Raw genomic sequence first — 22,999 nt, forward strand, 5'->3', positions numbered from 1 at the left:
CCGGCGCGCCTCAAGCTTGCTCGCAGAACCCGAGGATCGCGTCGGCGACCGCCGCCGGCGCCTCGCGCTGCGGAAAGTGGCCGACACCGTCCAGCACCTGCCGGGCGTAGCGCCCCGCAAAGCATCGCTCGCGTCCGGCCGAACTGTCCGGATGATTGCAGGTGTCCGCGCCGCCATGCAGCACGAGCGTCGGCACCGCCAGCACCGGCGTGGGATTCAGACGCGCATCGTCGTCGGCATAGGCCGACGTGCCTGGCGCGAATCCCCAACGATGCCGGTACGAATGCAGGACGACGTCGATCCAGTCGGGCCCGTCGAATGCAGCGGCGGCCGCGTCGAAGTCGCTGTCGCGATACCAGCCCGGCGGCGACCAGGTGTCCCACATCAAGCGGGCAAACGCGCGGCGATCGTCGCGCAACGCCTGCTCGCCGCGCGGCGTCGCCATGAACCAGTGATACCAGTAGTTGCGCGCCTGCTGCAGCGACAGCGGCTGTCCGGGATCGTTGGTGCCGTACCCGACCGACAGCATCACGAGATGCGATGCGGCGGCATCGCGCAACCCGCACGCGTTCGCGGCCGCCCGCGCGCCCCAGTCGTGCCCGACCAGCACGGGCCGCTCGATGCCAAGCACATCGACGAAGTCGAGCAGGTCGCGTCCGAGCGCCGCGAGCTGGCCGCTGCGCGGCACGGATGCGTCGCGAAAGCGGGTCGGCGCAAAACCGCGCAGCGCGGGCGCGAGCACGCGATAGCCGCGCGCGGCGAGCGCCGCCGCCACCGCGTCCCAGCCGACCGGGCTGTCCGGCCAGCCATGCAGCAGCACGGCCACGCGCTCGCCGTGCGGGTTCCATTCGAGATAGGCAATGTCGAGCGACGCGGTCGTCGCATGCGCATAGGTCGTCATCGTGTACTCCGTTGGGTCGATCCGAGTGCACGATGGTAGGCAGTTCGTTCATCACGATTCACGGAGTATCATCGTTTATTCTTCGAGTATCACGTTGAATTGATCCATGGAACCGCTGACCGATCCCGCGTCGACCTCGCTCGACATCACGCTGCTGCGCACCTTCCTCGAAGTCGTCGACAACCGCGGGTTCGCGCCGGCCGCGGAACGGCTCGCGCTGACGCCGTCCGCCGTCAGCGGCCACATCAAGCGGCTCGAGCAGGCCGCCGGCACGGTGCTGCTCGCGCGCACGACCCGCCGCATCGCGCTCACACCGGCCGGCGACACGCTGTACGCATACGCGCGCAACATCGTCGACATGGAACGCGAAGTGCGCGCGAGGCTGCGCGGCGCGCCGGCGCACGGGCCGCTGCGAGTCGGCGCGTCGGAAGATTTCGCGGGCGCGTGGCTGCCGCATGTGCTGCGCACGTTTCGCGACCGCCACCCGCGCACGTCGATCGAGCTGAAGGTCGGCATCACCGCATCGTTGCTGCGCGAGCAGACGCTTGGCCGGCTCGACGTCGTGTTCGGCAAGCAGTGCCGGCAGGTCGACACGCCGGGTGAACTGCTTTGGGAAGAACCCCTCGTGTGGGCGTTCGCGTCGGATCGCACGCTCGACGCAGGCGGCGACGTGCCGCTCGCACTGTTTCCGCAGCCGTGCGTCTATCGGGAAGCCGCCGTCGCGGCACTCGCCGCCGCGCTGCGGCCGTTCCGCGTGCTGTTCGAGAGCAGCAGCATGGCCGGCTGCGTGTCGGCCGCGCTCGCGGGCTTCGCGGTCACCGCGCTGGCGCGCAGCCAGCTGCGCGACGGCCTGCGCGAATGCGGGCCGCAGGACGGTCTGCCGGCGCTACCGGCCGCGCGCTTCTACGCGTTCGCGGCGAAACCGGATGGCGCCGGCGCGGCGTTGATCGACGTGGTGCGGGAAACCGGGCGCAGCCGGCAATTCGCGGCGCCGCCCGGCTGAAACAGGCACGACGGCGCGTGACGCAAGCCGGCCGTGCCGGTCAGTCGCCCTCCCCGCCCTTCGTCAGCGCGCTCGCCATCAGTTCTCCGAACCACTCGATGAACGCATTGAGCCGGCGCGAACGATGGCGCCGGTGCGGATACACGGCCGACACATCCATCGGCGCAGCGCGGTGGCTGGGCATCACGTCGACGAGTGCGCCGCTGTCGAGCAGATGCGCGACGTCGAAGCGCGGAATCTGGATCAGCCCCATCCCCGCGATGCAGCCGGCGATATAGGTTTCGGCGTTGTTGACGATCACGCGGCTCGGCAGCGCGAGTGTGTGCCGCTGGCCATCCGCGCAGTATTCCCAGTCGAGCTCGCGCCCGGTCGTCGGCGACGCATAGCCGATCGCCCAGTGTCCGTGCGCGAGCGCATCCGGATGCTCGGGTACGCCGCATTCGCGCAGGTAGTCGGGGCTCGCGCAGTTGATCAGCGTGAACTGCCCGAGCGGCCGCACGACGAGGCTGCTGTCCGCGAGCCGCCCGACGCGGATCGCGCAGTCGACGCCCTCCTGGACCAGGTCGATTGAACGATCCGTCGAGCCGAGCGACAGTTGCAGCTTCGGGTAACGGCGAAACAGCGACGGCAGCGCGGGCGCCACCATGCGGCGCGCAATCCGGCTCGGCACGTCGACGTTCAGCCGGCCGATCACGTCGCGGTCGCGGCGGCGGAACAGGCGGTCGAGTTCGTCGGCCTCCGCGAGCAGGCGCCGGCCGCGTTCGAGCAGCAGCGCACCGTCGGCAGTCAGCTGCACCTGGCGCGTCGTGCGGTGCAGGAGGCGCGTGCCGAGCCCCGTCTCGAGCTGCTGGACGGCCGCCGACACGGTCGCGCGCGGCACGTCGAGCGCATGCGCGGCCTTGATGAAGCTGCCCATCTCGGCAACCTGCAGGAAGATTCTGACCTGATCCAGCTTGTCCATCGGCGGGGAACGTAGGTTCGGACGATCGTCGCCGCCGGCCGTCGCGCGTCGCGGCAAGATCCGGCGGTACAGAAAAAACGGGCGCGCAACCGCGAGGCCGCGCGCCCGTCCATTGTCCACGCAAACGCGCCATTGCGGTGCACTGCGCGGCCCGTTGCCGGGTCGGTTACTTGGTCGTATAACCGCCGTTGATCAGGATCGTCTGACCCGTGATCCACCAGCCGTCGGTGACGAGATGGCGGATGAACGGTACGACGTCCTCGATGTCGGTGAGGCCCGTCTTGCTGAACGGCGACAGCGCGGCCGCCGTCTTGTGATACGCGACCGCATCGGCGCCCTCGGCCGGGTAAAAGAACGGCGTGTCCATCGGGCCCGGCCCGACGGCCGTCACCGAGATCCCGCGCGCGCCGTATTCCTTCGACGCCGCGCGCGTGAAATGCTCGACCGGCGCCTTCGACCCTTCGTACGCCGCATAGAACGGCGTGAACGCGCCGAGCAGCGACGTCACGAGCGTGACGAGCTTGCCGTGATCTTCGAGGTGCCGCCCCGCTTCCTTGATGAAAAAGAACGCCGACTTGCTGTTGACCGCGAACATCTCGTCGTACTCGGCCTCGCTGATCTCGGTGAACGGCTTCTTCAGCACCTTGCCGACCGTGTTGATCGCGATGTCGATCTTGCCGAAGCGCTGCTTCGCGTCGTCGAACAGCTTCTCGACCGCGGCGGCCGTCGTCAGGTCGCCCTGGAACGTGGCGGCTTCCGCGCCGGCCGCGCGCACCGCGGCAGCCGTCTCCTCGGCCTGCGCCTGCGATGCGGCGCTGTTGTAATGAATCGCCACCGCCTTCGCGCCGTGGCTCGCCAGATCCCGCGCGATCAAGCCACCGAGATTCTTTGCGCCGCCTGCGATCAGGACGACCTTGTCTGCGAGCGTATGAGTTGCCACGGTTGACTCCTTTTCTCGTTGAACGAAGCTTGGAGTGTAGGCACGCGCGACGCGCCGGTCAGCCGGCCGCGGCTGGATGGATTATCCAGAAAAGCGATCCAATCGCATCGACGCAGTGCAGCCTGCCGCACCGACAACCGAGCCGGAATCTGCGCTCGATTCCGCGCAAGCCGGCCGGCTCAGCGCGCGTAGAGCGCCGCGTCGATCTTGCCGAGCAGCCACTGCATGCCGGCCAGATGCTGCTGATCGTGGCTGCACAGGTAGTGGACGAGCCCGCGCACGGTCAGCGAACCGTAGCCGTCGAACTCCCCGGTGCGTGCGAGCTGTTCCGGCGTGAGGCGCGACACGAGGTCCAGCGTCTCGCGCCGCGCTTCGCGGATCGCCGCGAGCACGTCGGACGCATACGCGTCGTTGTAGCGGCGCTCGATCGCGAGCGTGTCGCCATCGATCGACACGAGCAGCGGCCGATCCTCGTCGAGCATCCGCCGCAGCCGCACGTGATAGCCGTCGATCTCGATGTCGCGCACGTGGCAGAGCTGCCCGAGCGGCGAAAAGTGCTCGCTCGGAATCCCGGCCCAGTCGTCGGGCGTCCAGCGCGCATAGCCGTCGGGGACGGCCGCGAAATGGGCTTCGAGCAGACGGGGGAAATCGGCGAGTGCATCGAGCGTCGTCGGATTCATGCGGGACTCCCAGTCGGATAGAGGCGGCGGCAGCCCTGGCACGGGCCTGCCGCCACCGTTGCGTCACTTCACGCTGAAGCCGTACGCGCCCTGCGTGCGGTGTCCGTCGGTCGCGACGGCCACCCATTTCACCGTATAGGTGCCCGTGCCGACCGCCGTGAGCGGCACCGTCATCCGCTTGCGGTTCGACGCGTCGATGCGCGCTCGGCCGTCCGACACCGTCTTGCCGTCGCCAGCGACAACGACGATCGAACTGAACGCCGGCTCCAGCGGCTCAGTGAAGTCGATCGTGACGGCGGCCGGTGCGGCATCCACCGCCGCGCCCGCCGCCGGGTCGCTCTTCGCGAGGTGCGCGTGCGCGAACGCGACCGACGAAACGGTCGCGGCGAGGATGAAGGCAGCAGCCTTGCGGCCGAACGGATACGAAGCGAAAGGCATGGACTTTCCGTGAAGAATGAACGGGCGCCGCGCCCCGCGCGGCGTACCGGCAGCTTACCAGCGCATGCGCGTTCCTGCCGGTCGCGCGCCGCCGCTTGATAGAATGCGCGCGCTATGGATCTCGAAAGCATTCTCTACACTCAGGGCTTCGGCTCGCGCCGCCAGTGCCGCGGCCTGATCGAAGCGGGCCGCGTCACCGTGGCGGGCGCCAGCGCGACCGACCCCGACGCCGCGTTCGATACCGACGGCCTCGTGTTCTCGGTCGACGATACGGCGTGGCCGTTCCACGCGCACGCGTATCTCGCGCTCAACAAGCCGGCCGGCTACGAGTGTTCGCGCGATCCGCAACACCACGCGAGCGTGTTCAGCCTGCTGCCCGCGCCGCTCGTCGCGCGTGGCGTGCAGTGCGTCGGACGCCTCGACCAGGACACGACGGGCCTGCTGCTGCTGTCCGACGACGGCCAGTTCGTGCACGCGTACACGTCGCCGAAGCGCAAGGTGCCGAAGACCTACGTGGCGACCGTGCGCCACCCGCTCGACGACACGCAGTTGAACACGCTGCGCACCGGCGTGCAGCTGCACGGCGAGCCGAAGCCGATCGCGGCGGTCGCAGCCGACGCGCGCGACACGCACGCACTCGCGCTGACCGTCCTCGAAGGCAAGTATCACCAGGTCAAGCGCATGGTCGCGGCGGCGAGCAATCGCGTCGAAGCGCTGCATCGCGAAAGCATCGGCGGCTTCACGCTGCCGGACGATCTCGCACCGGGTGCGTGGCGCTGGCTCGATGACGCCGACCTTTCAGCATTACGCAATCCGGTCAAAACCCTGTAAGGGAAAATCCGCACGACCGTTCGACGCCCGGCCGCATCTCGGCCGCATGTTCCCCCGCTATACTGAAATCACAAGCTGTAAGAGAACAGCGATGCAGGGGGAGACATCATGAACAGCCATAGTTTCGAACTGTCGTACGTGATGATCGCGTTCGCGGTCATTGGTGTCATCGTGATCGGCGGGCTGCTGGCCGCGATGCACATGAAGCACAAATATCATCCGAACCTGATTGGCGCGCTGATCGGCGCGCTGCTGTGCTTCCTGCTGATCGAGGCGTTACCGGCGCTCACCTGACGCGCTGCCCGGCGCAAGCGTTTGAAGGAAATCGTCTACGGTCGGATAGCGCAACGTCACGCACAATTCGGCCTTGAGCCGTGCGTTGGACAGGCGCCGCGACTCGCGCATGAACGACAGCAGCGTCGGTTCGAGCTGACGCTCGGCATCCGCGCGGCTGACGCGTGGCGGCTTCGGCAAGCCGAGCACCTGCGCGACCCGGTCGAAATACTCCCCCATCCGCAGTTCGCTGTCGTCCGACGCGTGCACGGCGCGCGCCGGCTTGCCGCGTTCGGCCGCACGGCGCAGGATCGCCGCGAGATCGTCCGCGTGGATGTGGTTCGTGTAGACGTCGTCGGCCGGCTCGAGCGCCGGCGTGCCGCGCTCGAGCCGCGCGACCGGCAGACGGTTCGCCGCGTAGATGCCCGGAATGCGCACGATGCGCGCGGACAGCACGCCGCGCACCGTCGCCGCGCGCAGTTGCCGCTCGGCCGACACGCGCCGGAATGCACGCGGATTCGCGGGGCGCAGCGGATGCGTTTCGTCGATGCGTGCGCCGCCGCAGTCGCCGTAAACGCCCGTCGTACTGGCGTAGACGAGCCTCGGCGCACGAAGGCCGTCGGGTACAATACGCGCTGCCCGAACGGGCGCGCCGGCCTGTCGGGTAGCGGTGCGCAGCGTTCGGAGCCGGCCGACCGCCGGTGCCGGCGGCACCGGTGGCCGTCGCGCAGGCACGGTCGTTGCGGCGATCAGCGCACGCGTGCGCCGATCGTCGCGGCCGTCGGACTGCGGCGGCGCGAGATGCAGGATCGTGCGGGCCAGACCCGCGAGGCGGCCGAGCGTCGCGCGGCGATCGAGGTCGCCGACGATCGGCGTCGCGCCCGCAGCGCGCAGTTCGTCGCGGCGGGCCGGGTGGCTCGTCAGCGCGAAGATCCGCAGGTTGCGGTGCGTGTCGCGCCATTGCGCGACGCAGCGCATGCCGACGTCGCCGCAGCCGACGATCAGTGCGCGCGGCCGGCGCAGGATTCGAGTCGCGATCATGTTGGTTGCGAAATCAGTAGCCACCGTTGCGCGACGCGCAACGGGCTTGCATTGTAGCTGCCGTGCGCGATATGCACGGTCCCCACATTTTGTTCTAGTTTGGTTCTATGGCATTCAACGTCACTCTCAAGCAAAGCGGCCGGCAATTCCAGGTCGAGTCGGATGAAACCGTGCTGGCGGCTGCGCTGCGCCAGAACGTCCATCTGCCGTACGGCTGCAAGAACGGCGCGTGCGGCTCCTGCAAGGGCCAGATCGTGTCGGGCCAGATCGAACAGGGCCCGCACGCCGCGTCGGCACTGTCCAACGACGAACGCACGCGCGGTCTCGCGCTGCTGTGCTGCTCGAAGGCGCAGTGCGATCTCGAGATCGACGTGCGCGAAATCGCCGGCGTCGACGGCGTGCAGGTCAAGAAGCTGCCGTGCCGGATCGCCGCGCTCGAACGCAAGGCCGACGACGTGATGGTCGTGAAGCTGCAGCTGCCCGCCAACGAACGCCTGCAGTATCTCGCCGGCCAGTACGTCGAGTTCATCCTGAAGGACGGCTCGCGCCGCAGCTACTCGATGGCGAATGCGCCGCACGAGGAAGGCCCGATCGAGCTGCACATCCGTCACATGCCGGGCGGCAAGTTCACCGACCACGTGTTCGGCGCGATGAAGGAGCGCGACATCCTGCGCTTCGAAGGCCCGCTCGGCACGTTCTTCCTGCGTGAAGATTCCGACAAGCCGATCGTGCTGCTCGCATCGGGCACGGGCTTCGCGCCGATCAAGGCGATCATCGAGCACGTGAAGCACACGGGCATCACGCGCCCGATGACGCTCTACTGGGGCGCGCGCCGCAAGAAGGACATCTATCTCGACGAGCTGGCCGAGCAGTGGGCACGCGAGATCCCGAACTTCAAGTACGTGCCGGTGCTCTCCGAGCCGGACGCCGGCGATCAGTGGACGGGCCGCACGGGCTTCGTCCATCGCGCGGTGATCGAGGACCTGCCCGATCTGTCGGCCCACCAGGTGTACGCATGCGGCGCGCCGGTGATGGTCGAATCCGCGCAGCGCGACTTCACGCAGCACCACGCGCTGCCGGCCGACGAGTTCTACGCGGACTCGTTCACGAGCGCCGCCGATCTCGCGCATCCGGTCTAAGGCCCGCGCACCCGCGTACGGCGCTGCGCGCCGCGATGTCACATCCGTGGCATCGCGGCGGTTTACAGTGAGGCGCGGGATGCCTTATGCTTGCGCACATGAACTGCTTCCTGTCCGCCCTTCGACGTCGCCGCTCGCCGCTCCGCCCGGATGCCGCAGGCTCGTCACGGACTCGCGCGTAACCCCCGCACTGCTTCACCGGTTACGCACAAGCTGTTCGACCCACCAGCCACGGCCTTCCGTGGCTTTTTTATTGCCTGTTTCCCTTTCAACGTCCGCTGGAGTCTGCTGCCATGCCCCTGAACGATTATCCGATCGACTCGCTGATGTACATCACGAACCGCCCCGACATCGTGTTTACGCACGGCAAGGGTTCGTGGCTCTACGATCACACCGGCAAGCGCTATCTGGACTTCATCCAGGGCTGGGCCGTCAACAGCCTCGGCCATTGCAACGACGGCATCGTCGAAGCACTGAAGACGCAGGCGGAAAAGCTGCTGAACCCGTCGCCCGCGTTCTACAACGAACCGATGGCGAAGCTCGCGGGCCTGCTCACGCAGCACAGCGTGTTCGACAAGGTGTTCTTCACGAACAGCGGCGCGGAAGCGAACGAAGGCGCGATCAAGCTCGCACGCAAGTGGGGCCGCAAGTTCAAGAACGGCGCGTACGAGATCATCACGTTCGACCACAGCTTCCACGGCCGCACGCTCGCGACGATGTCGGCCAGCGGCAAGCCGGGCTGGGACACGATCTACGCGCCGCAGGTGCCGGGCTTCCCGAAGGCCGAACTGAACGACATCAACTCGGTCGAGAAGCTGATCACCGACAAGACCGTCGCGGTGATGCTCGAGCCGATCCAGGGCGAAGGCGGCGTGATTCCGGCGACGCGTGAGTTCATGCAGGCGCTGCGCGCGCTGACGAAGCAGCACAACCTGCTGCTGATCGTCGACGAAGTGCAAAGCGGCTGCGGCCGTGCAGGCACGCTGTTCGCGTACGAGCTGTCCGGCATCGAGCCGGATGTCATGACGCTCGCGAAAGGCATCGGCGGCGGCGCTCCGCTCGGCGCGCTGCTGTCGAAGGCCGAGTTTGCGGTGTTCGAGGCCGGCGACCAGGGCGGCACGTACAACGGCAACCCGCTGATGACGGCGGTCGGCTACTCGGTGATCTCGCAGCTCGTCGCGCCGGGCTTCCTCGAAGGCGTGCGTGAGCGCAGCGAATACCTGAAGCGCAAGCTGCTCGAGCTGTCGGAAGAGCGCGGCTTCGAAGGCGAACGCGGCGAAGGTCTGCTGCGCGCGCTGCTGCTCGGCAAGGACATCGGCCCGCAGATCGTCGAGAAGGCGCGCGACATGCAGCCCGACGGCCTGCTGTTGAACGCCGCGCGGCCGAACCTGCTGCGCTTCATGCCCGCACTGAACGTGACGACCGACGAAATCGACCAGATGATGGCGATGCTGCGGTCGATTCTCGACACGCTCTAAGGAGACCGCCGCGATGGATGCCGCCGCCGATGCTGTCGCAATCCGCCCGTTCGAACGCGCCGACACCGATGCCGTGCTCGCGGTATGGCGCGACGCGTTCCCGCAGTACGAAGACGCGGACGCGCCGCCGCACCGCGATCCGCTGCGATCGATCGCGCTGAAGCTCGCGACGCAGCCGGAACTGTTCTTCGTCGCGACCTGCGGCGCGCGCGTGGTCGGCACGCTGATGGCAGGTTTCGACGGACATCGCGGCTGGCTCTACTCGTTCGGCGTATCGAACGACGCGCGGCGGCTCGGCATCGGCCGCGCACTGATCGCGCATGCGGAACGCGCGCTCGCCGCGCGCGGCTGCCTGAAGATCAACCTGCAGGTGCTGCCCGGCAACGACGACGCGTGCCGCTTCTACGCGGCACTCGGCTATCGCGTCGAGGAACGCATCTCGTTCGGCAAGACGCTACCGGCCGCATGAAGCAAAGGCCGGCAGCCAGCCCGCTCAGCGCGTGATCGGCCCCGCGCCCGGCAGCGGATTGCCGAGCGCGTCGGTCGGCACGGCCTGCTGCTCGAACGCGGCGAAATACGCGGCCCACTGCGTGTCGCTCACGCGCACGATCAGCGCACCGTCCTGCCAGATGTCGTTGTGGTCGTTGTGGTCGTCGCCCGCACGGTGCAGGTAGTTCGCGCCGGTCGACCCCTGGTTCATGTGCGTGTCGTGGATGCCGTTGCCTTCCGAATACGAGCGGCCGAACACGACGACGTCGAGCCCCTGCGACTGCGCGGCGTTCACGAGCCGCAGCAGCGACGGAATCGGCTCCTGATTCTCGGTACCGTCCATCACGGCGCTCGGGCGCCACGCCCCCGTTTCGTTCAGGATGTCGCTGCGCATGTAGTCGAGCGCGGGCAACGCGGCCTGCCCCGTCAGGTCCGTATAGCCTTCGGCCGCAGCTGCGAGCGTCTGCGTGATCGGGTGGTGGAAATCGTAGACGAGCTTGTAGTTCAGCAGGTCGTCCGCGTCACTGGTGCCGACGTTGATCGCGACGTCCCAGTTGCCGCCCGGCAACGCGAGCGTCAGGTGGATGTGATACTGGATTTCGCTGCCGTGCGGCGAGCCCTTCAGCTTCGCCACCGATGTCACCTTCGCCTTGACGAAACCGTAGTCCAGACTCATGCGTGCTCTCCGTGTCCCGATGGGCCGTCGATGCTACCCGGCCCGTGTGTCGGTTTGCGGGCGACCGGCTGCGGGCGGCCACCCCATCGTTCCCGCGCCGCGGGTGCGGCGCAACAATCGAATGGAGTCGCGTCCGCCCGCACAAGTTCGACCCGAATCGCGTGACACGAAAAAAAAGGCTGTCACGGCATTCCGTGACAGCCTTTCGAAAGCCCGTGTGAGACGCGCCCGGCATCTGCCGTCGCGCGCCACCGGGCCCGCTCATTCACTCACTCATTCACCCAGGTACGCGGCACGCACCTTCGGATCGTCGAGCATCTGCTTCGCATCGCCTTCCATCGTGACCGTGCCCGAATCCATCACGTAGCCGCGGTCGGCTGCCTGCAGCGCGAGGCGTGCGTTCTGCTCGACCAGCAGCACCGTGATGCCCTCCTTCGAGATTTCACGCACCACTTCGAAGATCTTCTCGACCATGATCGGCGACAGGCCCATCGACGGCTCGTCGAGCAGCAGCAGCTTCGGCTTCGACAGGATTGCGCGCGACATCGCCAGCATCTGCTGCTCGCCGCCCGACAGCGTGCCCGCGAGCTGCGTTGCACGCTCCTTCAGGCGCGGGAAGAAGCCGAACATCCGGTCGACGTCCTTCTTGATCTGCTCGGTGTCGTTGCGCAGGTATGCGCCCATCTGCATGTTCTCGACGATCGACATCCGCGCGAAGATCCCGCGGCCTTCCGGCACCATCGCGAGGCCGCGCTTGAGCAGCTCGTGCGTCGGAATGCCCTTGATCGACTTGCCGTCATACTCGATGTCGCCCGCCGAATACGCCTTGAGACCCGTGATCGCCTTCATCGTCGTGGTCTTGCCGGCACCGTTCGCGCCGATCAGCGTCACGAGCTCGCCCTGACGGACTTCCATGTCAACGCCCTTGACGGCCTGGATGCCGCCGTAGTTGACCTGCAAGCCCTTGATTTTCAACATTGCCGCTGCCATCAGTGCACCCCTGCGCCAAGATATGCCTCAATCACCTTCGGATTCTTCTGCACGTCCTGCGGCAGACCCTCGGCGATCACCTTGCCGTAATCGAGCACCGTCATCCGGTTGCACAGCCCCATCACGAGCTTCACGTCGTGCTCGATCAGGAGAATCGTGCGGCCGTCCGAGCGGATCTTGTCGAGCAGGCGCGTGAGTTCGACCTTCTCGGTCGCGTTCATCCCGGCCGCCGGCTCGTCGAGCGCGAGCAGCTTCGGGTCGGTGGCCAGTGCGCGCGCGATCTCGAGACGGCGCTGGTGGCCGTACGACAGGTTGCGCGACGTGTAGTCCGCGTACTGCAGCACGCCGACGTATTCAAGCAGTTCGATCGCGCGTTCCTTGATCTCGCGCTCTTCCTGGCGTTCGGCCGGCGTCTGGAACACCGCGCCCAGCAGCCCGTGCTTGGTACGCACGTGGCGGCCCACCATCACGTTCTCGAGGGCCGTCATCCCGCCGAACAGGCGGATGTTCTGGAACGTGCGCGCGATGCCCGTCTTCGCGACCTGATGCACCGCGGTCGGCTTGTATTCCGTGCCGTCGAGCTTGAACTCGCCGGAGTCCGGCGTGTAAAGGCCCGTGATCACGTTGAAGAACGTCGTCTTGCCGGCGCCGTTCGGGCCGATCAGCCCGTAGATCTCGCCTTCCTTGATCTGGAGGCCGACGTCGGACAGTGCCTGCAGGCCACCGAAGCGCTTGTTCACGCCTTTGACGGACAGTCGGATTTGTTTGTCGCTCATGTGTGTATCCCCAGTGTCCGTAGGTTAAGCGCGCACCGGCTTCTTGCTGGCGCGCTTCGCCAGTTTCGCGATTTTGTCCTCATGCTTCGGCGCGGGCCACAGGCCTTCCGAGCGATACAGCATGATGACCACCATCGCGAGGCCGTACAACGCCTGGCGGATCACTTCCGTATCGACGATGTCATGACCGAACAGCGCGTGCTGCAGCGGGCTCATCGTCGAGCGCAGGAATTCCGGGAAGATCGCGAGCAGCACCGCACCGAGGATCACGCCCGGGATGTGGCCCATGCCGCCGAGCACCACGCAGGCGAGCACGACGATCGATTCCCAGAACGTGAACGATTCCGGCGACACGAAGCCCTGGAACGAACCGAACATCGCACCCGACAGGCCGCCGAACGACGCGCCCATCGCGAACGCGAGCAGCTTCACGTTACGCGTGTTGATGCCCATCGCCTTCGCCGCGATTTCGTCTTCGCGAATCGCCGCCCAGGCGCGGCCGATACGCGAGTGCTGCAGACGCGTACACACCCAGATCACCAGCAGCGAGCACAGCACGAACAGGTAGTAGTACATGTAGACCGACGGCAGCTGGATCCCGAACAGCGAGTGCGTCTGCGCGAGGCTGAAGTCGCCGATGTGCACCGGGTCGATCCCCGTGATCCCCTTCGGGCCGTTGGTGATGTTCACCGGACGGTCGAGGTTGTTCATGAAGATCCGGACGATTTCACCGAAGCCGAGCGTCACGATCGCCAGGTAGTCGCCGCGCAGGCGCAGCGTCGGCGCGCCGAGCAGGATCCCGAAGGTCGCCGCGAGCGCCATCGCGATCGGCACGATGATGAAGAACGGAATGTGCAATCCGTTCGGCGCCAGCGCCGCGATCCACTCGAACTGCGAGGTCAGGTGCGGCGAACTCAACAAGGCCGCGGTGTACGCGCCCACCGCGTAGAACGCGATGTAGCCCAGGTCGAGCAGGCCGGCGAAGCCGACCACCACGTTCAGGCCCAGCGCGAGCATCACGTACAGCATCGCGAAGTCGAGCACGCGGACCCAGTAGTTGCCGCCGGCCGAGCCGATGATGATCGGCGCGGCGATCACGAAGACCGCGGTCAGGATGCCGATGATGACCGTCTTGGTGGTGTTGCGCTCTTCGACGAGCGACGTCGAGGATTCGATCGGTTGAATGGATGTCATGTTGTTTGCTCCCTTCCGTTACGCGCGATCCGCGACACGTTCGCCCAGCAGGCCGGACGGACGGAACACCAGCACGATGATCAGCACGATGAAGGCGAACACGTCCTGGTAGTTACTGCCGAATACGCCACCCGTGAGGTTACCGATGTAACCGGCCCCGAGCTGCTCGATCAGGCCGAGCAGCACGCCGCCGACCATCGCGCCGCCGAGGTTGCCGATCCCGCCCAGCACCGCGGCCGTGAATGCCTTCATGCCGGGGATGAAGCCCATGTAGAAGTGCACGTTGCCGTATTCGGACGCGATCATCACGCCGGCCAGCGCGGCGAGCGCGGAGCCGATCATGAACGTCGCGGAGATCACGAAGTTCGGGTTCACGCCCATCAGGCTCGCGGTGTTCGGGCTTTCGGCGATCGCGCGCATCGCGCGGCCGAGCTTGGTCTTGTGCACGAGCAGCAGCAGGCCACCCATCACGATGAACGCCACCGCGATGATCACGATTTCAGTGACCGAGATCACGGCGCCGGGCGTCGTGTCGGTCGCCTTGATCACGTTGATCGGATCGGTCGGCAGCAATTGCGGGAACGGCAGCGGGTTGCGCGACCAGATGATCATCGCGGCGGTCTGCAGCAGGATCGACACGCCGATCGCGGTGATCAGCGGGGCGAGGCGCGGTGCGCGACGCAGCGGCCGGTATGCGACCCGTTCGATCGTGAAGCCGACGAACGCACAGACGACTGCGGCGATACCCAGGCCGATCGTCAGCGTCGCAACGTTGCCGAGTCCGGGGAAGTGGTTCTGCAGCACGGTGATGGCCGACAGGGCGACCATCGCGCCGATCATCAGCACGTCGCCATGCGCGAAGTTGATGATGCCGAGAATGCCGTACACCATCGTGTAGCCCAACGCGATGATGGCGTAGACACTGCCGAGCACCAGCCCGTTGAGAACCTGCTGGACGAAAATATCCATTTAAAGCTCCTTGGCCCGTGCTGCCGGAGGACGTTGCGCCCCGCGGGTAAGCGAGGAATCGCGCCTTCTCGGCGACACTGCGGGTACTAGTCGATACCGGTAAGGGTGGATCGTCCCGGCGCGCGCCGCCCGGCCTGTACGGCCGGACCTGCCGCCGGAGCGGATACAAAAACGGCACCGCACTGTTCCGGTGCCGTCATGAGTCCCGTCGCTAAATCGTCACGACATCGAGGACGGTGTTCGTGGCCTCCTTGAAGTCGTAGGGCAGCATGCCGAGACGGCCATCGTCCGGTTGCCCGGCATCCGTGCCTTTTTCCGTCCGGTGCGAGGCAAGCCCCGCACCCGGGCAGATCAGATTCCGTGCCGCGCCGCCTCGCAAGGCACCGCGAACGCCGCGCCCGACATTCGTCAGGACTACGTCGGAATCCATCGTACGAACCAGACCGCGCGTCGCGACATCATTGCTCGCGGCAACGCGCTGTTTCGTCGAATCGAATTGAAAGGGGACCGGCGACATCGGCACGCTGCCCGCATTGCCGGGCACCATGGCCGGCCTGCGTCGATCGGCGCGCACGGTCGCTGTCACGCCACGACCGGCGGCTTGCGGTGTTGCAACCTGCGTGCCCGCTGCCTGGCCGTTCGCCAGGCCAAGCGCGTTGATTTCCTCGATCGCCAAACGTGCCCCGTTTTCCTTGTCCTTGCCCAATTGCGCGCTGCGGCACGCGAACGATGCCGCACGACCGGTTCCGGCGACGCGCACGCCGCAGGCCGGCGGTGCCGCGAACACCGCAGCCTCCCTGCCCGCCCCGTCGTCGCTCTTTTTGCTGCAGCCGGCAAGCATTGCAACCGGTGCGGCGACGGACACGGCGTAAGCCAACTTCACGTGCATTGAATGGTCTCCCGCGCCTTGCCAAAACCCGATTTCAAAGCCATTCAGGCCTGAAAACGGGCGCATTGTAACTCCATTTATAGGACGCCAATAATCCTGATTCGATGGGGTTTTCCTGCATTGCAACCAAATTTGAGAGACGCTTGGAAGCGCGAAGAGCAACCCGGTTGCACCATTAATCCGAATAATGGTTGCGATTGCAATTTCGACAGGCAAAAAAAAGCGCGCCGGGAGGCGCGCTTCGGTGTTCCGCGGGTGCGATGCGGCAATCAGGCGGCGGGCGGCAGGTTCAACCCGCGCGGCAGCGGAAACGACACGTTTTCCTCGATGCCGTCGAGCGCGCGAACGTTGCGCACGCCGAGTTCACGCAGCCGCGCGATCACGGCCTGGGCGAGCACTTCGGGCGCCGACGCGCCGGCCGTCACGCCGATGCGGCGCTTGCCCGCGACCCATGCCGGATCGATCTGGTCGGGCGCATCGACCATGTATGCGTCCACACCGCGCTTCTCGGCCACTTCGCGCAGGCGGCTCGAATTCGAGCTGTTCGGGCTGCCGACGACGATCACGACATCGCACTGCGGCGCCATGAACTTCACCGCATCCTGACGGTTCTGCGTCGCGTAGCAGATGTCCTGCTTCTTCGGCTCGCGGATCTTCGGATACTTGGCCTTCAGCGCCCCGATGATCTCGGCTGCGTCGTCGACGGACAGCGTCGTCTGCGTGACGAGCGCGATGCGCTCGGGATCGGCGAGTTCGAGCTTCTGCACGTCCTCCACGCTCTCGACGAGATGCATGCCGCGCTCGACCTGCCCCATCGTGCCCTCGACCTCCGGATGCCCCTTGTGTCCGATCATGACGATGTCGACGCCGTCCTGGCGCATCTTCGCCACCTCGACGTGCACCTTCGTGACGAGCGGGCAGGTTGCGTCGTAAATGCGCAACCCGCGCACGTCCGCCTCGTCGCGCACCGCCTTCGACACACCATGCGCGCTGAAGATCACGGTATTGCCGGCCGGCACTTCCTCGAGTTCCTCGACGAAGATCGCGCCTTTCTTCTTCAGATCCTCGACCACGTATTTGTTGTGGACGATCTCGTGACGAACGTAGATCGGCGCACCGTGCATCGCGATGGCACGTTCGACGATCTCGATCGCGCGATCGACACCCGCGCAGAAACCGCGCGGCTGGGCCAGCAGGATTTCGGCATCGGCTGCGACGGTCTGCCCGGACAGCGTATCGGTGGTGCTCATGATTACAGGATTCCGATGATTTTCACTTCGAACGTGAGCGCTTGGCCCGCGAGCGGATGATTGAAGTCGAACAGTGCCGAGGTCTCGCTGACTTCCTTCAGCACCCCCGCATAGCGGCCGCCGTCCGGCGCGTTGAACTCGATCAGTTCGCCCGGCGTGAAATCGTCGCCAACCATCCCGTTCTCGCGCAGCGTCGACAGCGTGACGCGCTGGAGCATGTCGGGATTGCGGGGACCGAACCCCTGTTCGGGCGTTAGCTGAAAAGTCGAGTGGTCGCCGACCCTGAGCCCGATCAGAATCTGTTCAAGCGACGGCGCCAGTTGCCCCGCGCCGAGCAGCAGCGTGGCCGGCTTGTCGGTGAAGGTGTTGACGATGTCGGCGCCGTCGGCCAGTGCCAGCCGGTAATGCAACGTGACGTGGGAACCGGGCTTCACTTCGGATAGATCGATGAGGCTCATGAATTACTCGTTCAGTCGGCGCCCGCTACGGCCGAAAGGCCCGGCGCAAAGCCAATATTGTAAGTCACCTGAGCGCGCAAGGCGGAAAGTGCGACGACGTCGCGCACACTGCCCGCCGCCAATGGAGTTTCAAGCATGCTGTCACCCTGCCCAGCCCTGCCTTTGCCCCTGCCGCCCGTCGAATGCCGCGACACCGCCGATCTGCCCACCGCGCCACCCGGCCGCGTGCTGCCGATCCGCCGGCGCAAGCGCCGCCCGGGCGACTGGCGGCCCGAGCGGCCGCGCGAGCGACTGCTGGAGCGCGGGCCGGCCGCGCTGACCGACGACGAACTGATCGCACTGCTGCTCGGCACGGGCAAGCCCGGGCACGATGTATTCGCGACCGCCCGCGCACTGGTCGCGCAGTTCAAGACGTTGCGCGGGCTGCTCGAGGCAACCGCCGACGATTTCGAGGAACACCCCGGCATCGGCCCTGCGCGCTCCGCCCGGCTGGTTGCGGTCATCGAGATCGCGCGGCGCGTGCTGAAGGAGAAAGCGCACGAGAAGAAGCAGATCGATTCGCCCGGCGCGGTCGAGGATTATCTGCGGCTGAAGATCGGCGCGCGTCCGCACGAAGTGTTCGCCGCGGTCTTCCTCGACGCGCGCCACGGCCTGATCGAAACGGAGGAAATCACACGCGGCTCGCTGACGCGCATGGCCGTCTACCCGCGCGAAATCGTGCGCCGCGCGATGGTGCACAACGCCGCGGCGCTGATCGTCGCGCACAACCATCCGTCGGGCGCGGTGCAGCCGAGCGCGGAAGATCGCCGCCTGACACGCGTGCTGCACGACGCGCTCGCGCTCGTCGACGTGAAGCTGCTCGATCACGTCGTCATCGGCACCAGTGATACTTTTTCGTTCGCAAGGGCCGGTTGGCTGTAGACTGTGCGGTTGCGGCCCGCCCAAGGGCGCCGCAACGGTGATGCGAAATTAGGTTTGATTTTTCTGAACTTTTTCTGCTAGAATCGCCGTCTGTCTTTTTTCCAACCAGTTCTAGCCATCGAAGGGCCTTGTCTGTAAGGGCTTCGGCGTTCTGAGTGCAGCCATGGATCACGTGGCGGTGCGATGGAACCTTCATCGGCGATCGAACCCCGAATTTAGCGTATTAGGAGTGCTCTCATGGCACGCGTATGCCAAGTAACTGGGAAAGCGCCGATGAGCGGCAACAACGTTTCCCACGCCAACAACAAGACCAAGCGTCGTTTCCTGCCGAACCTGCAAAACCGCCGGTTCTGGGTAGAGAGCGAAAACCGCTGGGTGCGCCTGCGCGTCTCGAACGCCGGCCTGCGCCTGATCGACAAGAACGGCATCGATTCCGTGCTCGCTGACCTGCGCGCACGCGGCGAAGCCTAAGCCCAAGGAGCACAATCATGGCAAAAGGCGCACGCGACAAGATCAAGCTCGAGTCGACCGCTGGTACGGGTCACTTCTACACGACCACGAAGAACAAGCGCAACATGCCGGAAAAGATGGCGATCAAGAAGTTCGATCCCGTCGTCCGCAAGCACGTTGAGTACAAAGAAACCAAGATCAAGTAATCTCCGGTTTCTGCCAGCCTGACGGCGACCGAAAAGCCCCGCACCTGCGGGGCTTTTTGTTTTGCGCGCACGCTCTGGCGCGACGCGGTATGCTCTCCTCTTTCCGCGGCCACGGCCGCCGGAACGCACAAGATCAAAAGCGTAACGATGGAGATGCAGCATGAAATTCGACGTGGCGATCGTCGGCAGCGGCCTGGCAGGGCTGTCGGTCGCACTCAATCTGGCCAGCACGCGACGTGTCGCGCTGATCGCGAAACGGTCGATGATGGAGGGCGCGAGCGATAACGCGCAAGGCGGCATCGCGGCTGTCCTCGATTCGGCGGACAGCATCGAGAACCACGTCGACGACACGCTGGTCGCCGGCGGCGGCCTGTGCGACGAGGGCGCGACGCGCTACATCGTCGAGCACGGCCGCGAAGCGATCGAATGGCTGATCTCGCAGGGCGTGCCGTTCACGAAGGACGATGCAGCCGAACTCGGTTTCCACCTGACGCGCGAAGGCGGCCACAGTCACCGCCGGATCATCCACGCGGCCGACGCGACCGGCCATGCCGTGCTCGCGACATTGTCCGACCGCGCGCGCCAGCATCCGAACATCACGTTCTTCGAAAACCACCACGCGATCGACCTGATCACGTCGGACCGGCTCGGCCTGCCCGGCCGCCGCTGTCACGGCCTGTATGTGCTCGACGTCGACAACGACCGCACGATCACGATCGAAGCGCCGCATACGGTGCTCGCAACGGGTGGCGCCGGCAAGGTCTACCTGTACACGACGAACCCCGACACCGCGACCGGCGACGGCATCGCGATGGCGTGGCGTGCGGGCTGCCGCGTGTCGAACATGGAATTCATCCAGTTCCACCCGACCTGCCTGTTCCATCCGTATGCGAAGTCGTTCCTGATTTCGGAAGCCGTGCGCGGCGAAGGTGGCCTGTTGAAGCTGCCCGACGGCACGCGCTTCATGCCCGCACACGATCCGCGCGCCGAGCTTGCGCCGCGCGATATCGTCGCGCGCGCGATCGACTTCGAGATCAAGAAGCGCGGCATCGATTGCGTGTATCTCGACATCAGCCACCAGCCGGAAGCGTTCCTGCGCGAACACTTCCCGACGATCCACGCGCGCTGCCTCGAATTCGGCATCGACATCGCCAAAGAGCCGATTCCCGTCGTGCCGGCCGCGCACTACACGTGCGGCGGCGTCGTCACCGACCTCGCCGGGCGCACCGATCTCACCGGCCTGTATGCGGTCGGCGAAACGTCGTACACGGGGCTCCACGGCGCGAACCGGCTCGCGAGCAACTCGCTGCTCGAATGTCTCGTGATCGGCCGCGCGGCGGCCGAGGCGATCGAGGCGGCCGGCTTCGATGCCGAAACGCCGGCCAAGCTGCCCGCGTGGGACGAAAGCCGCGTATCGGATGCGGACGAGGAAGTCGTCGTGGCACACAACTGGGACGAGCTGCGCCGCCTGATGTGGAACTACGTCGGCATCGTGCGCACCGACAAGCGCCTCGAACGCGCGAAGCATCGGTTGTCGCTGCTGCGCGACGAGATCCAGGAGTACTACGCGAACTTCCGCGTGACGCGCGACCTGCTCGAACTGCGCAACCTCGTCGACGTGGCGACCCTGATCGTGAAGAGCGCGCACTCGCGCCGCGAAAGCCGCGGGCTGCACTACAGCCGAGACTGGCCGAACACGCTGCCGAAGGCACTGCCGAGCGTGCTTACGCCGCGCGCGCGTCGCTGAGCGGCCCTCCCCGGCTGCAGCCGGGGGCGCACAAGAAAAAAGCCGTTGGCGTTTGCGCGCCAACGGCTTTTTTGTCTGACTGGACGAGGTTCGATCAGTCGACGATCCGCATCGAATAGTCGGTCGCGCGGACGTCCTTCGTCAGCGCGCCGATCGAGATGCGATCGACACCCGTTTCCGCGAACGCGCGCACCGTGTCGAAATTGACGCCGCCGGACACTTCGAGCACGGCCTTGCCGTCCGCCACGCGCACCGCTTCGCGCATCATGTCGAGCGTGAAGTTGTCGAGCAGCACCGACTGCGCGCGATGCGCGAGCGCCGTGTCGAGCTGCGCGAGCGTCTCGACTTCGACCTGCACGGGCACGCCCGACTCCAGCGCGAACGCCGCATCAAGCGCTTCGCCGACACCACCTGCCGCCGCAATGTGGTTCTCCTTGATCAGGATGCCGTCGTACAGCGCGAGACGCTGGTTCTCGCCCCCGCCGACGCGCACCGCATACTTCTGCGCGAGCCGCAGGCCCGGCAGCGTCTTGCGCGTATCGAGGATCTTCGTGCGCGTGCCTTCGACGCGATCGACGTAGCGGCGCGTCACGGTCGCGACGCCCGACAGCAGCTGCAGGAAATTGAGCCCGTTGCGCTCGGCCGTCAGCAGCGCGCGCGCCGGTCCGTCGAGTTCGCAGACGGTCGAATCGGGCGTCATGCGGTCGCCTTCGCGATAGCGCCATTGCACGGTGATCGACGGGTCGATCCGGGCAATCACCGCCTCGAACCACGGCACGCCGCACAGCACGGCCTCCTCGCGCACGATGATGCGTGCACGGCGACGCCCGCCGGCCGGCACGAGCCGCCCGGTCTGGTCGCCGGTACCGACGTCTTCCGCGATCGCATCGGCCACGTTGCGCGCGATCGCATCGTCGAATGCCGCGCCGTATTGCTCGCGGACGATGTCGAACAGCGGGGATACAGCCTGACTCATGCAGCCCCCACGTTCGCAAACAGTTGCTGGTCGTGCTGCAGATCGCCGCTCGCCTGCACGCGCTTCTTGTGCGCCGCTGCGAAATCGAGCATCCGGTCGATCGGCAGGCGTGCGCGCTCACCGATCGCGGGATCGACGAAGATCTCGTTGTGACCGCGTTCGAGCACGTCCGCGAGGTTCGCGAGGCCGTTCATCGCCATCCACGGGCAGTGCGCGCAGCTCTTGCAAGTTGCGCTATTGCCGGCCGTCGGCGCGGCGATGAAGGTCTTGCCGGGCGCGGCCAGCTGCATCTTGTGCAGGATGCCGAGATCGGTGGCGACGATGAAGTGCGTCGCGTCGAGCTTGACGGCCGCGTCGATCAGTTGCGTGGTCGACCCGACCACATCGGCCTGCGCGACGACGTTTTCCGGCGATTCTGGGTGGACGAGCACCTTCGCGTCCGGATACTCGGCGCGCAGCAGGTCGAGTTCGATGCCCTTGAACTCGTCGTGAACGAGGCACGAGCCTTGCCACAGCAGCATGTCCGCGCCGGTTTTCTTCTGGATGTAGCTGCCGAGATGGCGATCCGGCGCCCAGATGATCTTCTCGCCGCGTGCGTGCAGGTCGGCCACGATCTCGAGGCCGATCGACGACGTGACCATCCAGTCCGCGCGCGCCTTCACGGCCGCGCTGGTATTCGCGTAGACGACGACGGTGCGGTCGGGATGCGCGTCGCAGAATGCCGAGAATTCGTCGACCGGGCAGCCGAGATCGAGCGAGCAGGTCGCGTCGAGGTCGGGCATCAGGATCCGCTTGTTCGGGCTCAGGATCTTTGCGGTTTCGCCCATGAAGCGCACGCCGGCGACGACCAGCGTCTGCGCGTCGTGATCGCGGCCGAAGCGGGCCATTTCGAGTGAATCGGCGACGCAACCGCCGGTTTCGTCGGCGAGCTCCTGCAACTCGGCATCGACGTAGTAATGCGCGACCAGCACGGCCTTTTCACGCACGAGCAATGCCTTGATGCGCTCCTTTAGCGCAACCCGCTCTTCGGCGGACGGTGCGTCGGGCACCTTGGCCCACGCCTGTCCCACGCCGCACACGGTCCCGGCTGCAACGGGCCGATCGTATTCGACGGGTTTGATCGTCGACTGCATCTCCATATCTCCTGTCGGCGGGAGTTAGTGCTTTAGCACTTACTCCCGCCCCATGCTTCGCGGTCGACCAGAGTTAGTGCTTCAGCGCTTACTCTGGTCCCATACTTCGCGGTCGGTGGGAGTTAGTGCTTCAGCACTTACTCCCCACCCCATGCTTCGCGGTCGATCGGAATTCGCGCTTCAACACTTA

26 protein-coding genes are annotated in these 22,999 nt (G+C 66.2%); 10 read left to right on the plus strand and 16 right to left on the minus strand.

The window, feature by feature from the left end:
• Positions 1–10: 10 nt before the first annotated feature.
• Positions 11–901, minus strand: a complete 891-nt coding sequence (locus ACN8ZM_RS13395) for an alpha/beta fold hydrolase (RefSeq protein ID WP_420210120.1) — start codon at positions 899–901, stop codon at positions 11–13.
• 106 nt (positions 902–1,007) lie between these two features.
• Here ACN8ZM_RS13395 and ACN8ZM_RS13400 point away from each other — a divergent pair, with 106 nt between their 5' ends.
• Complete coding sequence (locus ACN8ZM_RS13400; protein WP_420210121.1) at positions 1,008–1,904, plus strand: LysR family transcriptional regulator; 897 nt, start codon at positions 1,008–1,010, stop codon at positions 1,902–1,904.
• 40 nt (positions 1,905–1,944) lie between these two features.
• On the opposite strand, the gene ACN8ZM_RS13405 is transcribed toward ACN8ZM_RS13400, so the two are convergent.
• The 4 genes from ACN8ZM_RS13405 to copC form a co-directional block, all read right to left on the minus strand.
• Entirely contained in the window at positions 1,945–2,865 is a 921-nt protein-coding gene (locus tag ACN8ZM_RS13405) for a LysR family transcriptional regulator (protein ID WP_420210122.1), read from the minus strand.
• A 166-nt stretch (positions 2,866–3,031) separates the two neighbouring features.
• Positions 3,032–3,805 (minus strand): SDR family oxidoreductase, encoded by a 774-nt coding sequence (locus ACN8ZM_RS13410; protein ID WP_039368119.1) that lies wholly within the window; start codon positions 3,803–3,805, stop codon positions 3,032–3,034.
• 179 nt (positions 3,806–3,984) lie between these two features.
• Entirely contained in the window at positions 3,985–4,485 is a 501-nt protein-coding gene (locus ACN8ZM_RS13415) for a DinB family protein (protein WP_301767482.1), read from the minus strand.
• A gap of 63 nt (positions 4,486–4,548) precedes the next feature.
• Positions 4,549–4,923 carry a copper homeostasis periplasmic binding protein CopC gene (gene copC, locus ACN8ZM_RS13420; RefSeq protein WP_205821859.1) on the minus strand — a complete coding sequence of 125 codons (375 nt, stop codon included), beginning with the start codon at positions 4,921–4,923 and terminating at the stop codon, positions 4,549–4,551.
• Between the two features lie 114 nt (positions 4,924–5,037).
• On the opposite strand from copC, the gene ACN8ZM_RS13425 reads away from it, so the two are divergent.
• Together ACN8ZM_RS13425 and ACN8ZM_RS13430 are read left to right on the plus strand one after the other, a co-directional pair.
• Positions 5,038–5,754, plus strand: a complete 717-nt coding sequence (locus ACN8ZM_RS13425) for a pseudouridine synthase (protein ID WP_420210123.1) — start codon at positions 5,038–5,040, stop codon at positions 5,752–5,754.
• A 108-nt stretch (positions 5,755–5,862) separates the two neighbouring features.
• Positions 5,863–6,048: a hypothetical protein gene (locus ACN8ZM_RS13430; protein WP_043189927.1), complete on the plus strand. Its 186-nt coding sequence runs from the start codon at positions 5,863–5,865 to the stop codon at positions 6,046–6,048.
• Here the strand turns inward: ACN8ZM_RS13430 and ACN8ZM_RS13435 are convergent.
• Complete coding sequence (locus ACN8ZM_RS13435) at positions 6,031–7,068, minus strand: NAD-dependent epimerase/dehydratase family protein (RefSeq protein WP_301767479.1); 1,038 nt, start codon at positions 7,066–7,068, stop codon at positions 6,031–6,033. The two genes, ACN8ZM_RS13430 and ACN8ZM_RS13435, sit on opposite strands and share 18 nt — an antisense overlap.
• A 107-nt stretch (positions 7,069–7,175) precedes the next feature.
• Here ACN8ZM_RS13435 and ACN8ZM_RS13440 point away from each other — a divergent pair, with 107 nt between their 5' ends.
• From ACN8ZM_RS13440 to ACN8ZM_RS13450, 3 genes are all read left to right on the plus strand, one after another.
• The gene (locus ACN8ZM_RS13440) at positions 7,176–8,207 is read left to right on the plus strand and encodes a CDP-6-deoxy-delta-3,4-glucoseen reductase (RefSeq protein ID WP_043189932.1); all 1,032 of its coding nucleotides are present in this window, start codon (positions 7,176–7,178) and stop codon (positions 8,205–8,207) included.
• 293 nt (positions 8,208–8,500) lie between these two features.
• Complete coding sequence (locus ACN8ZM_RS13445; protein ID WP_043189935.1) at positions 8,501–9,685, plus strand: acetylornithine transaminase; 1,185 nt, start codon at positions 8,501–8,503, stop codon at positions 9,683–9,685.
• Between the two features lie 13 nt (positions 9,686–9,698).
• Positions 9,699–10,154, plus strand: a complete 456-nt coding sequence (locus ACN8ZM_RS13450) for a GNAT family acetyltransferase (RefSeq protein ID WP_043189939.1) — start codon at positions 9,699–9,701, stop codon at positions 10,152–10,154.
• Positions 10,155–10,178: 24 nt separating this feature from the next.
• On the opposite strand, the gene ACN8ZM_RS13455 is transcribed toward ACN8ZM_RS13450, so the two are convergent.
• The 8 genes from ACN8ZM_RS13455 to ACN8ZM_RS13490 all read right to left on the minus strand — a co-directional run bounded on the left by ACN8ZM_RS13455 (position 10,179) and on the right by ACN8ZM_RS13490 (position 17,376).
• Positions 10,179–10,850, minus strand: coding sequence for a DUF2278 family protein (locus ACN8ZM_RS13455; protein WP_089451143.1), 672 nt, complete (start codon positions 10,848–10,850; stop codon positions 10,179–10,181).
• A 273-nt stretch (positions 10,851–11,123) separates the two neighbouring features.
• Positions 11,124–11,840, minus strand: a complete 717-nt coding sequence (locus ACN8ZM_RS13460; protein ID WP_043189946.1) for an ABC transporter ATP-binding protein — start codon at positions 11,838–11,840, stop codon at positions 11,124–11,126.
• Positions 11,840–12,616 carry an ABC transporter ATP-binding protein gene (locus ACN8ZM_RS13465; protein ID WP_043187587.1) on the minus strand — a complete coding sequence of 259 codons (777 nt, stop codon included), beginning with the start codon at positions 12,614–12,616 and terminating at the stop codon, positions 11,840–11,842. Before ACN8ZM_RS13465 ends, ACN8ZM_RS13460 begins: the two co-directional genes overlap by 1 nt.
• A gap of 24 nt (positions 12,617–12,640) precedes the next feature.
• On the minus strand, positions 12,641–13,810 hold the full coding sequence (locus ACN8ZM_RS13470; RefSeq protein WP_043189949.1) for an ABC transporter permease subunit: 1,170 nt from the start codon (positions 13,808–13,810) through the stop codon (positions 12,641–12,643).
• A gap of 18 nt (positions 13,811–13,828) precedes the next feature.
• Positions 13,829–14,779: a branched-chain amino acid ABC transporter permease gene (locus ACN8ZM_RS13475; protein ID WP_006488946.1), complete on the minus strand. Its 951-nt coding sequence runs from the start codon at positions 14,777–14,779 to the stop codon at positions 13,829–13,831.
• 211 nt (positions 14,780–14,990) lie between these two features.
• Positions 14,991–15,734, minus strand: a complete 744-nt coding sequence (locus ACN8ZM_RS13480) for an amino acid-binding protein (RefSeq protein WP_420210124.1) — start codon at positions 15,732–15,734, stop codon at positions 14,991–14,993.
• A gap of 203 nt (positions 15,735–15,937) precedes the next feature.
• Complete coding sequence (gene ispH, locus ACN8ZM_RS13485) at positions 15,938–16,918, minus strand: 4-hydroxy-3-methylbut-2-enyl diphosphate reductase (protein ID WP_011352949.1); 981 nt, start codon at positions 16,916–16,918, stop codon at positions 15,938–15,940.
• Between the two features lie 2 nt (positions 16,919–16,920).
• Positions 16,921–17,376: an FKBP-type peptidyl-prolyl cis-trans isomerase gene (locus tag ACN8ZM_RS13490; protein WP_027786673.1), complete on the minus strand. Its 456-nt coding sequence runs from the start codon at positions 17,374–17,376 to the stop codon at positions 16,921–16,923.
• A gap of 135 nt (positions 17,377–17,511) precedes the next feature.
• Between ACN8ZM_RS13490 and radC the strand changes: the two genes are divergently transcribed.
• The 4 genes from radC to nadB all read left to right on the plus strand — a co-directional run bounded on the left by radC (position 17,512) and on the right by nadB (position 20,700).
• A complete protein-coding gene (gene radC / locus ACN8ZM_RS13495) occupies positions 17,512–18,297 on the plus strand; it encodes a RadC family protein (protein WP_420210125.1) in 786 nt (261 codons plus the stop codon).
• A 237-nt stretch (positions 18,298–18,534) separates the two neighbouring features.
• Positions 18,535–18,768, plus strand: a complete 234-nt coding sequence (gene rpmB, locus ACN8ZM_RS13500) for a 50S ribosomal protein L28 (protein WP_004186391.1) — start codon at positions 18,535–18,537, stop codon at positions 18,766–18,768.
• Between the two features lie 17 nt (positions 18,769–18,785).
• The gene (gene rpmG, locus ACN8ZM_RS13505) at positions 18,786–18,953 is read left to right on the plus strand and encodes a 50S ribosomal protein L33 (RefSeq protein ID WP_006478046.1); all 168 of its coding nucleotides are present in this window, start codon (positions 18,786–18,788) and stop codon (positions 18,951–18,953) included.
• Positions 18,954–19,113: 160 nt separating this feature from the next.
• A complete protein-coding gene (nadB, locus tag ACN8ZM_RS13510) occupies positions 19,114–20,700 on the plus strand; it encodes an L-aspartate oxidase (protein WP_043189965.1) in 1,587 nt (528 codons plus the stop codon).
• A 94-nt stretch (positions 20,701–20,794) separates the two neighbouring features.
• On the opposite strand, the gene nadC is transcribed toward nadB, so the two are convergent.
• Complete coding sequence (nadC, locus tag ACN8ZM_RS13515) at positions 20,795–21,676, minus strand: carboxylating nicotinate-nucleotide diphosphorylase (protein ID WP_420210126.1); 882 nt, start codon at positions 21,674–21,676, stop codon at positions 20,795–20,797.
• On the minus strand, positions 21,673–22,809 hold the full coding sequence (gene nadA, locus ACN8ZM_RS13520) for a quinolinate synthase NadA (protein ID WP_043189988.1): 1,137 nt from the start codon (positions 22,807–22,809) through the stop codon (positions 21,673–21,675). Before nadA ends, nadC begins: the two co-directional genes overlap by 4 nt.
• Positions 22,810–22,999: the final 190 nt, after the last annotated feature.

Source organism: Burkholderia aenigmatica (assembly GCF_048627025.1).
Classification (GTDB): Bacteria; Pseudomonadota; Gammaproteobacteria; order Burkholderiales; family Burkholderiaceae; genus Burkholderia; species Burkholderia aenigmatica.

Bases quoted from the DNA above. Each gene is read 5' to 3' on its own strand.
- ACN8ZM_RS13395 (WP_420210120.1), bottom strand. From the start codon at position 901: ATGACGACCTATGCGCATGCGACGACCGCGTCGCTCGACATTGCCTAT.
- ACN8ZM_RS13400 (WP_420210121.1), top strand. From the start codon at position 1,008: ATGGAACCGCTGACCGATCCCGCGTCGACCTCGCTCGACATCACGCTG.
- ACN8ZM_RS13405 (WP_420210122.1), bottom strand. From the start codon at position 2,865: ATGGACAAGCTGGATCAGGTCAGAATCTTCCTGCAGGTTGCCGAGATG.
- ACN8ZM_RS13415 (WP_301767482.1), bottom strand. From the start codon at position 4,485: ATGAATCCGACGACGCTCGATGCACTCGCCGATTTCCCCCGTCTGCTC.
- copC (WP_205821859.1), bottom strand. From the start codon at position 4,923: ATGCCTTTCGCTTCGTATCCGTTCGGCCGCAAGGCTGCTGCCTTCATC.
- ACN8ZM_RS13425 (WP_420210123.1), top strand. From the start codon at position 5,038: ATGGATCTCGAAAGCATTCTCTACACTCAGGGCTTCGGCTCGCGCCGC.
- ACN8ZM_RS13430 (WP_043189927.1), top strand. From the start codon at position 5,863: ATGAACAGCCATAGTTTCGAACTGTCGTACGTGATGATCGCGTTCGCG.
- ACN8ZM_RS13435 (WP_301767479.1), bottom strand. From the start codon at position 7,068: ATGATCGCGACTCGAATCCTGCGCCGGCCGCGCGCACTGATCGTCGGC.
- ACN8ZM_RS13440 (WP_043189932.1), top strand. From the start codon at position 7,176: ATGGCATTCAACGTCACTCTCAAGCAAAGCGGCCGGCAATTCCAGGTC.
- ACN8ZM_RS13445 (WP_043189935.1), top strand. From the start codon at position 8,501: ATGCCCCTGAACGATTATCCGATCGACTCGCTGATGTACATCACGAAC.
- ACN8ZM_RS13450 (WP_043189939.1), top strand. From the start codon at position 9,699: ATGGATGCCGCCGCCGATGCTGTCGCAATCCGCCCGTTCGAACGCGCC.
- ACN8ZM_RS13455 (WP_089451143.1), bottom strand. From the start codon at position 10,850: ATGAGTCTGGACTACGGTTTCGTCAAGGCGAAGGTGACATCGGTGGCG.
- ACN8ZM_RS13460 (WP_043189946.1), bottom strand. From the start codon at position 11,840: ATGGCAGCGGCAATGTTGAAAATCAAGGGCTTGCAGGTCAACTACGGC.
- ACN8ZM_RS13465 (WP_043187587.1), bottom strand. From the start codon at position 12,616: ATGAGCGACAAACAAATCCGACTGTCCGTCAAAGGCGTGAACAAGCGC.
- ACN8ZM_RS13470 (WP_043189949.1), bottom strand. From the start codon at position 13,810: ATGACATCCATTCAACCGATCGAATCCTCGACGTCGCTCGTCGAAGAG.
- ACN8ZM_RS13475 (WP_006488946.1), bottom strand. From the start codon at position 14,779: ATGGATATTTTCGTCCAGCAGGTTCTCAACGGGCTGGTGCTCGGCAGT.
- ACN8ZM_RS13480 (WP_420210124.1), bottom strand. From the start codon at position 15,734: ATGCGCCCGTTTTCAGGCCTGAATGGCTTTGAAATCGGGTTTTGGCAA.
- ispH (WP_011352949.1), bottom strand. From the start codon at position 16,918: ATGAGCACCACCGATACGCTGTCCGGGCAGACCGTCGCAGCCGATGCC.
- ACN8ZM_RS13490 (WP_027786673.1), bottom strand. From the start codon at position 17,376: ATGAGCCTCATCGATCTATCCGAAGTGAAGCCCGGTTCCCACGTCACG.
- radC (WP_420210125.1), top strand. From the start codon at position 17,512: ATGCTGTCACCCTGCCCAGCCCTGCCTTTGCCCCTGCCGCCCGTCGAA.
- rpmB (WP_004186391.1), top strand. From the start codon at position 18,535: ATGGCACGCGTATGCCAAGTAACTGGGAAAGCGCCGATGAGCGGCAAC.
- rpmG (WP_006478046.1), top strand. From the start codon at position 18,786: ATGGCAAAAGGCGCACGCGACAAGATCAAGCTCGAGTCGACCGCTGGT.
- nadB (WP_043189965.1), top strand. From the start codon at position 19,114: ATGAAATTCGACGTGGCGATCGTCGGCAGCGGCCTGGCAGGGCTGTCG.
- nadC (WP_420210126.1), bottom strand. From the start codon at position 21,676: ATGAGTCAGGCTGTATCCCCGCTGTTCGACATCGTCCGCGAGCAATAC.
- nadA (WP_043189988.1), bottom strand. From the start codon at position 22,809: ATGCAGTCGACGATCAAACCCGTCGAATACGATCGGCCCGTTGCAGCC.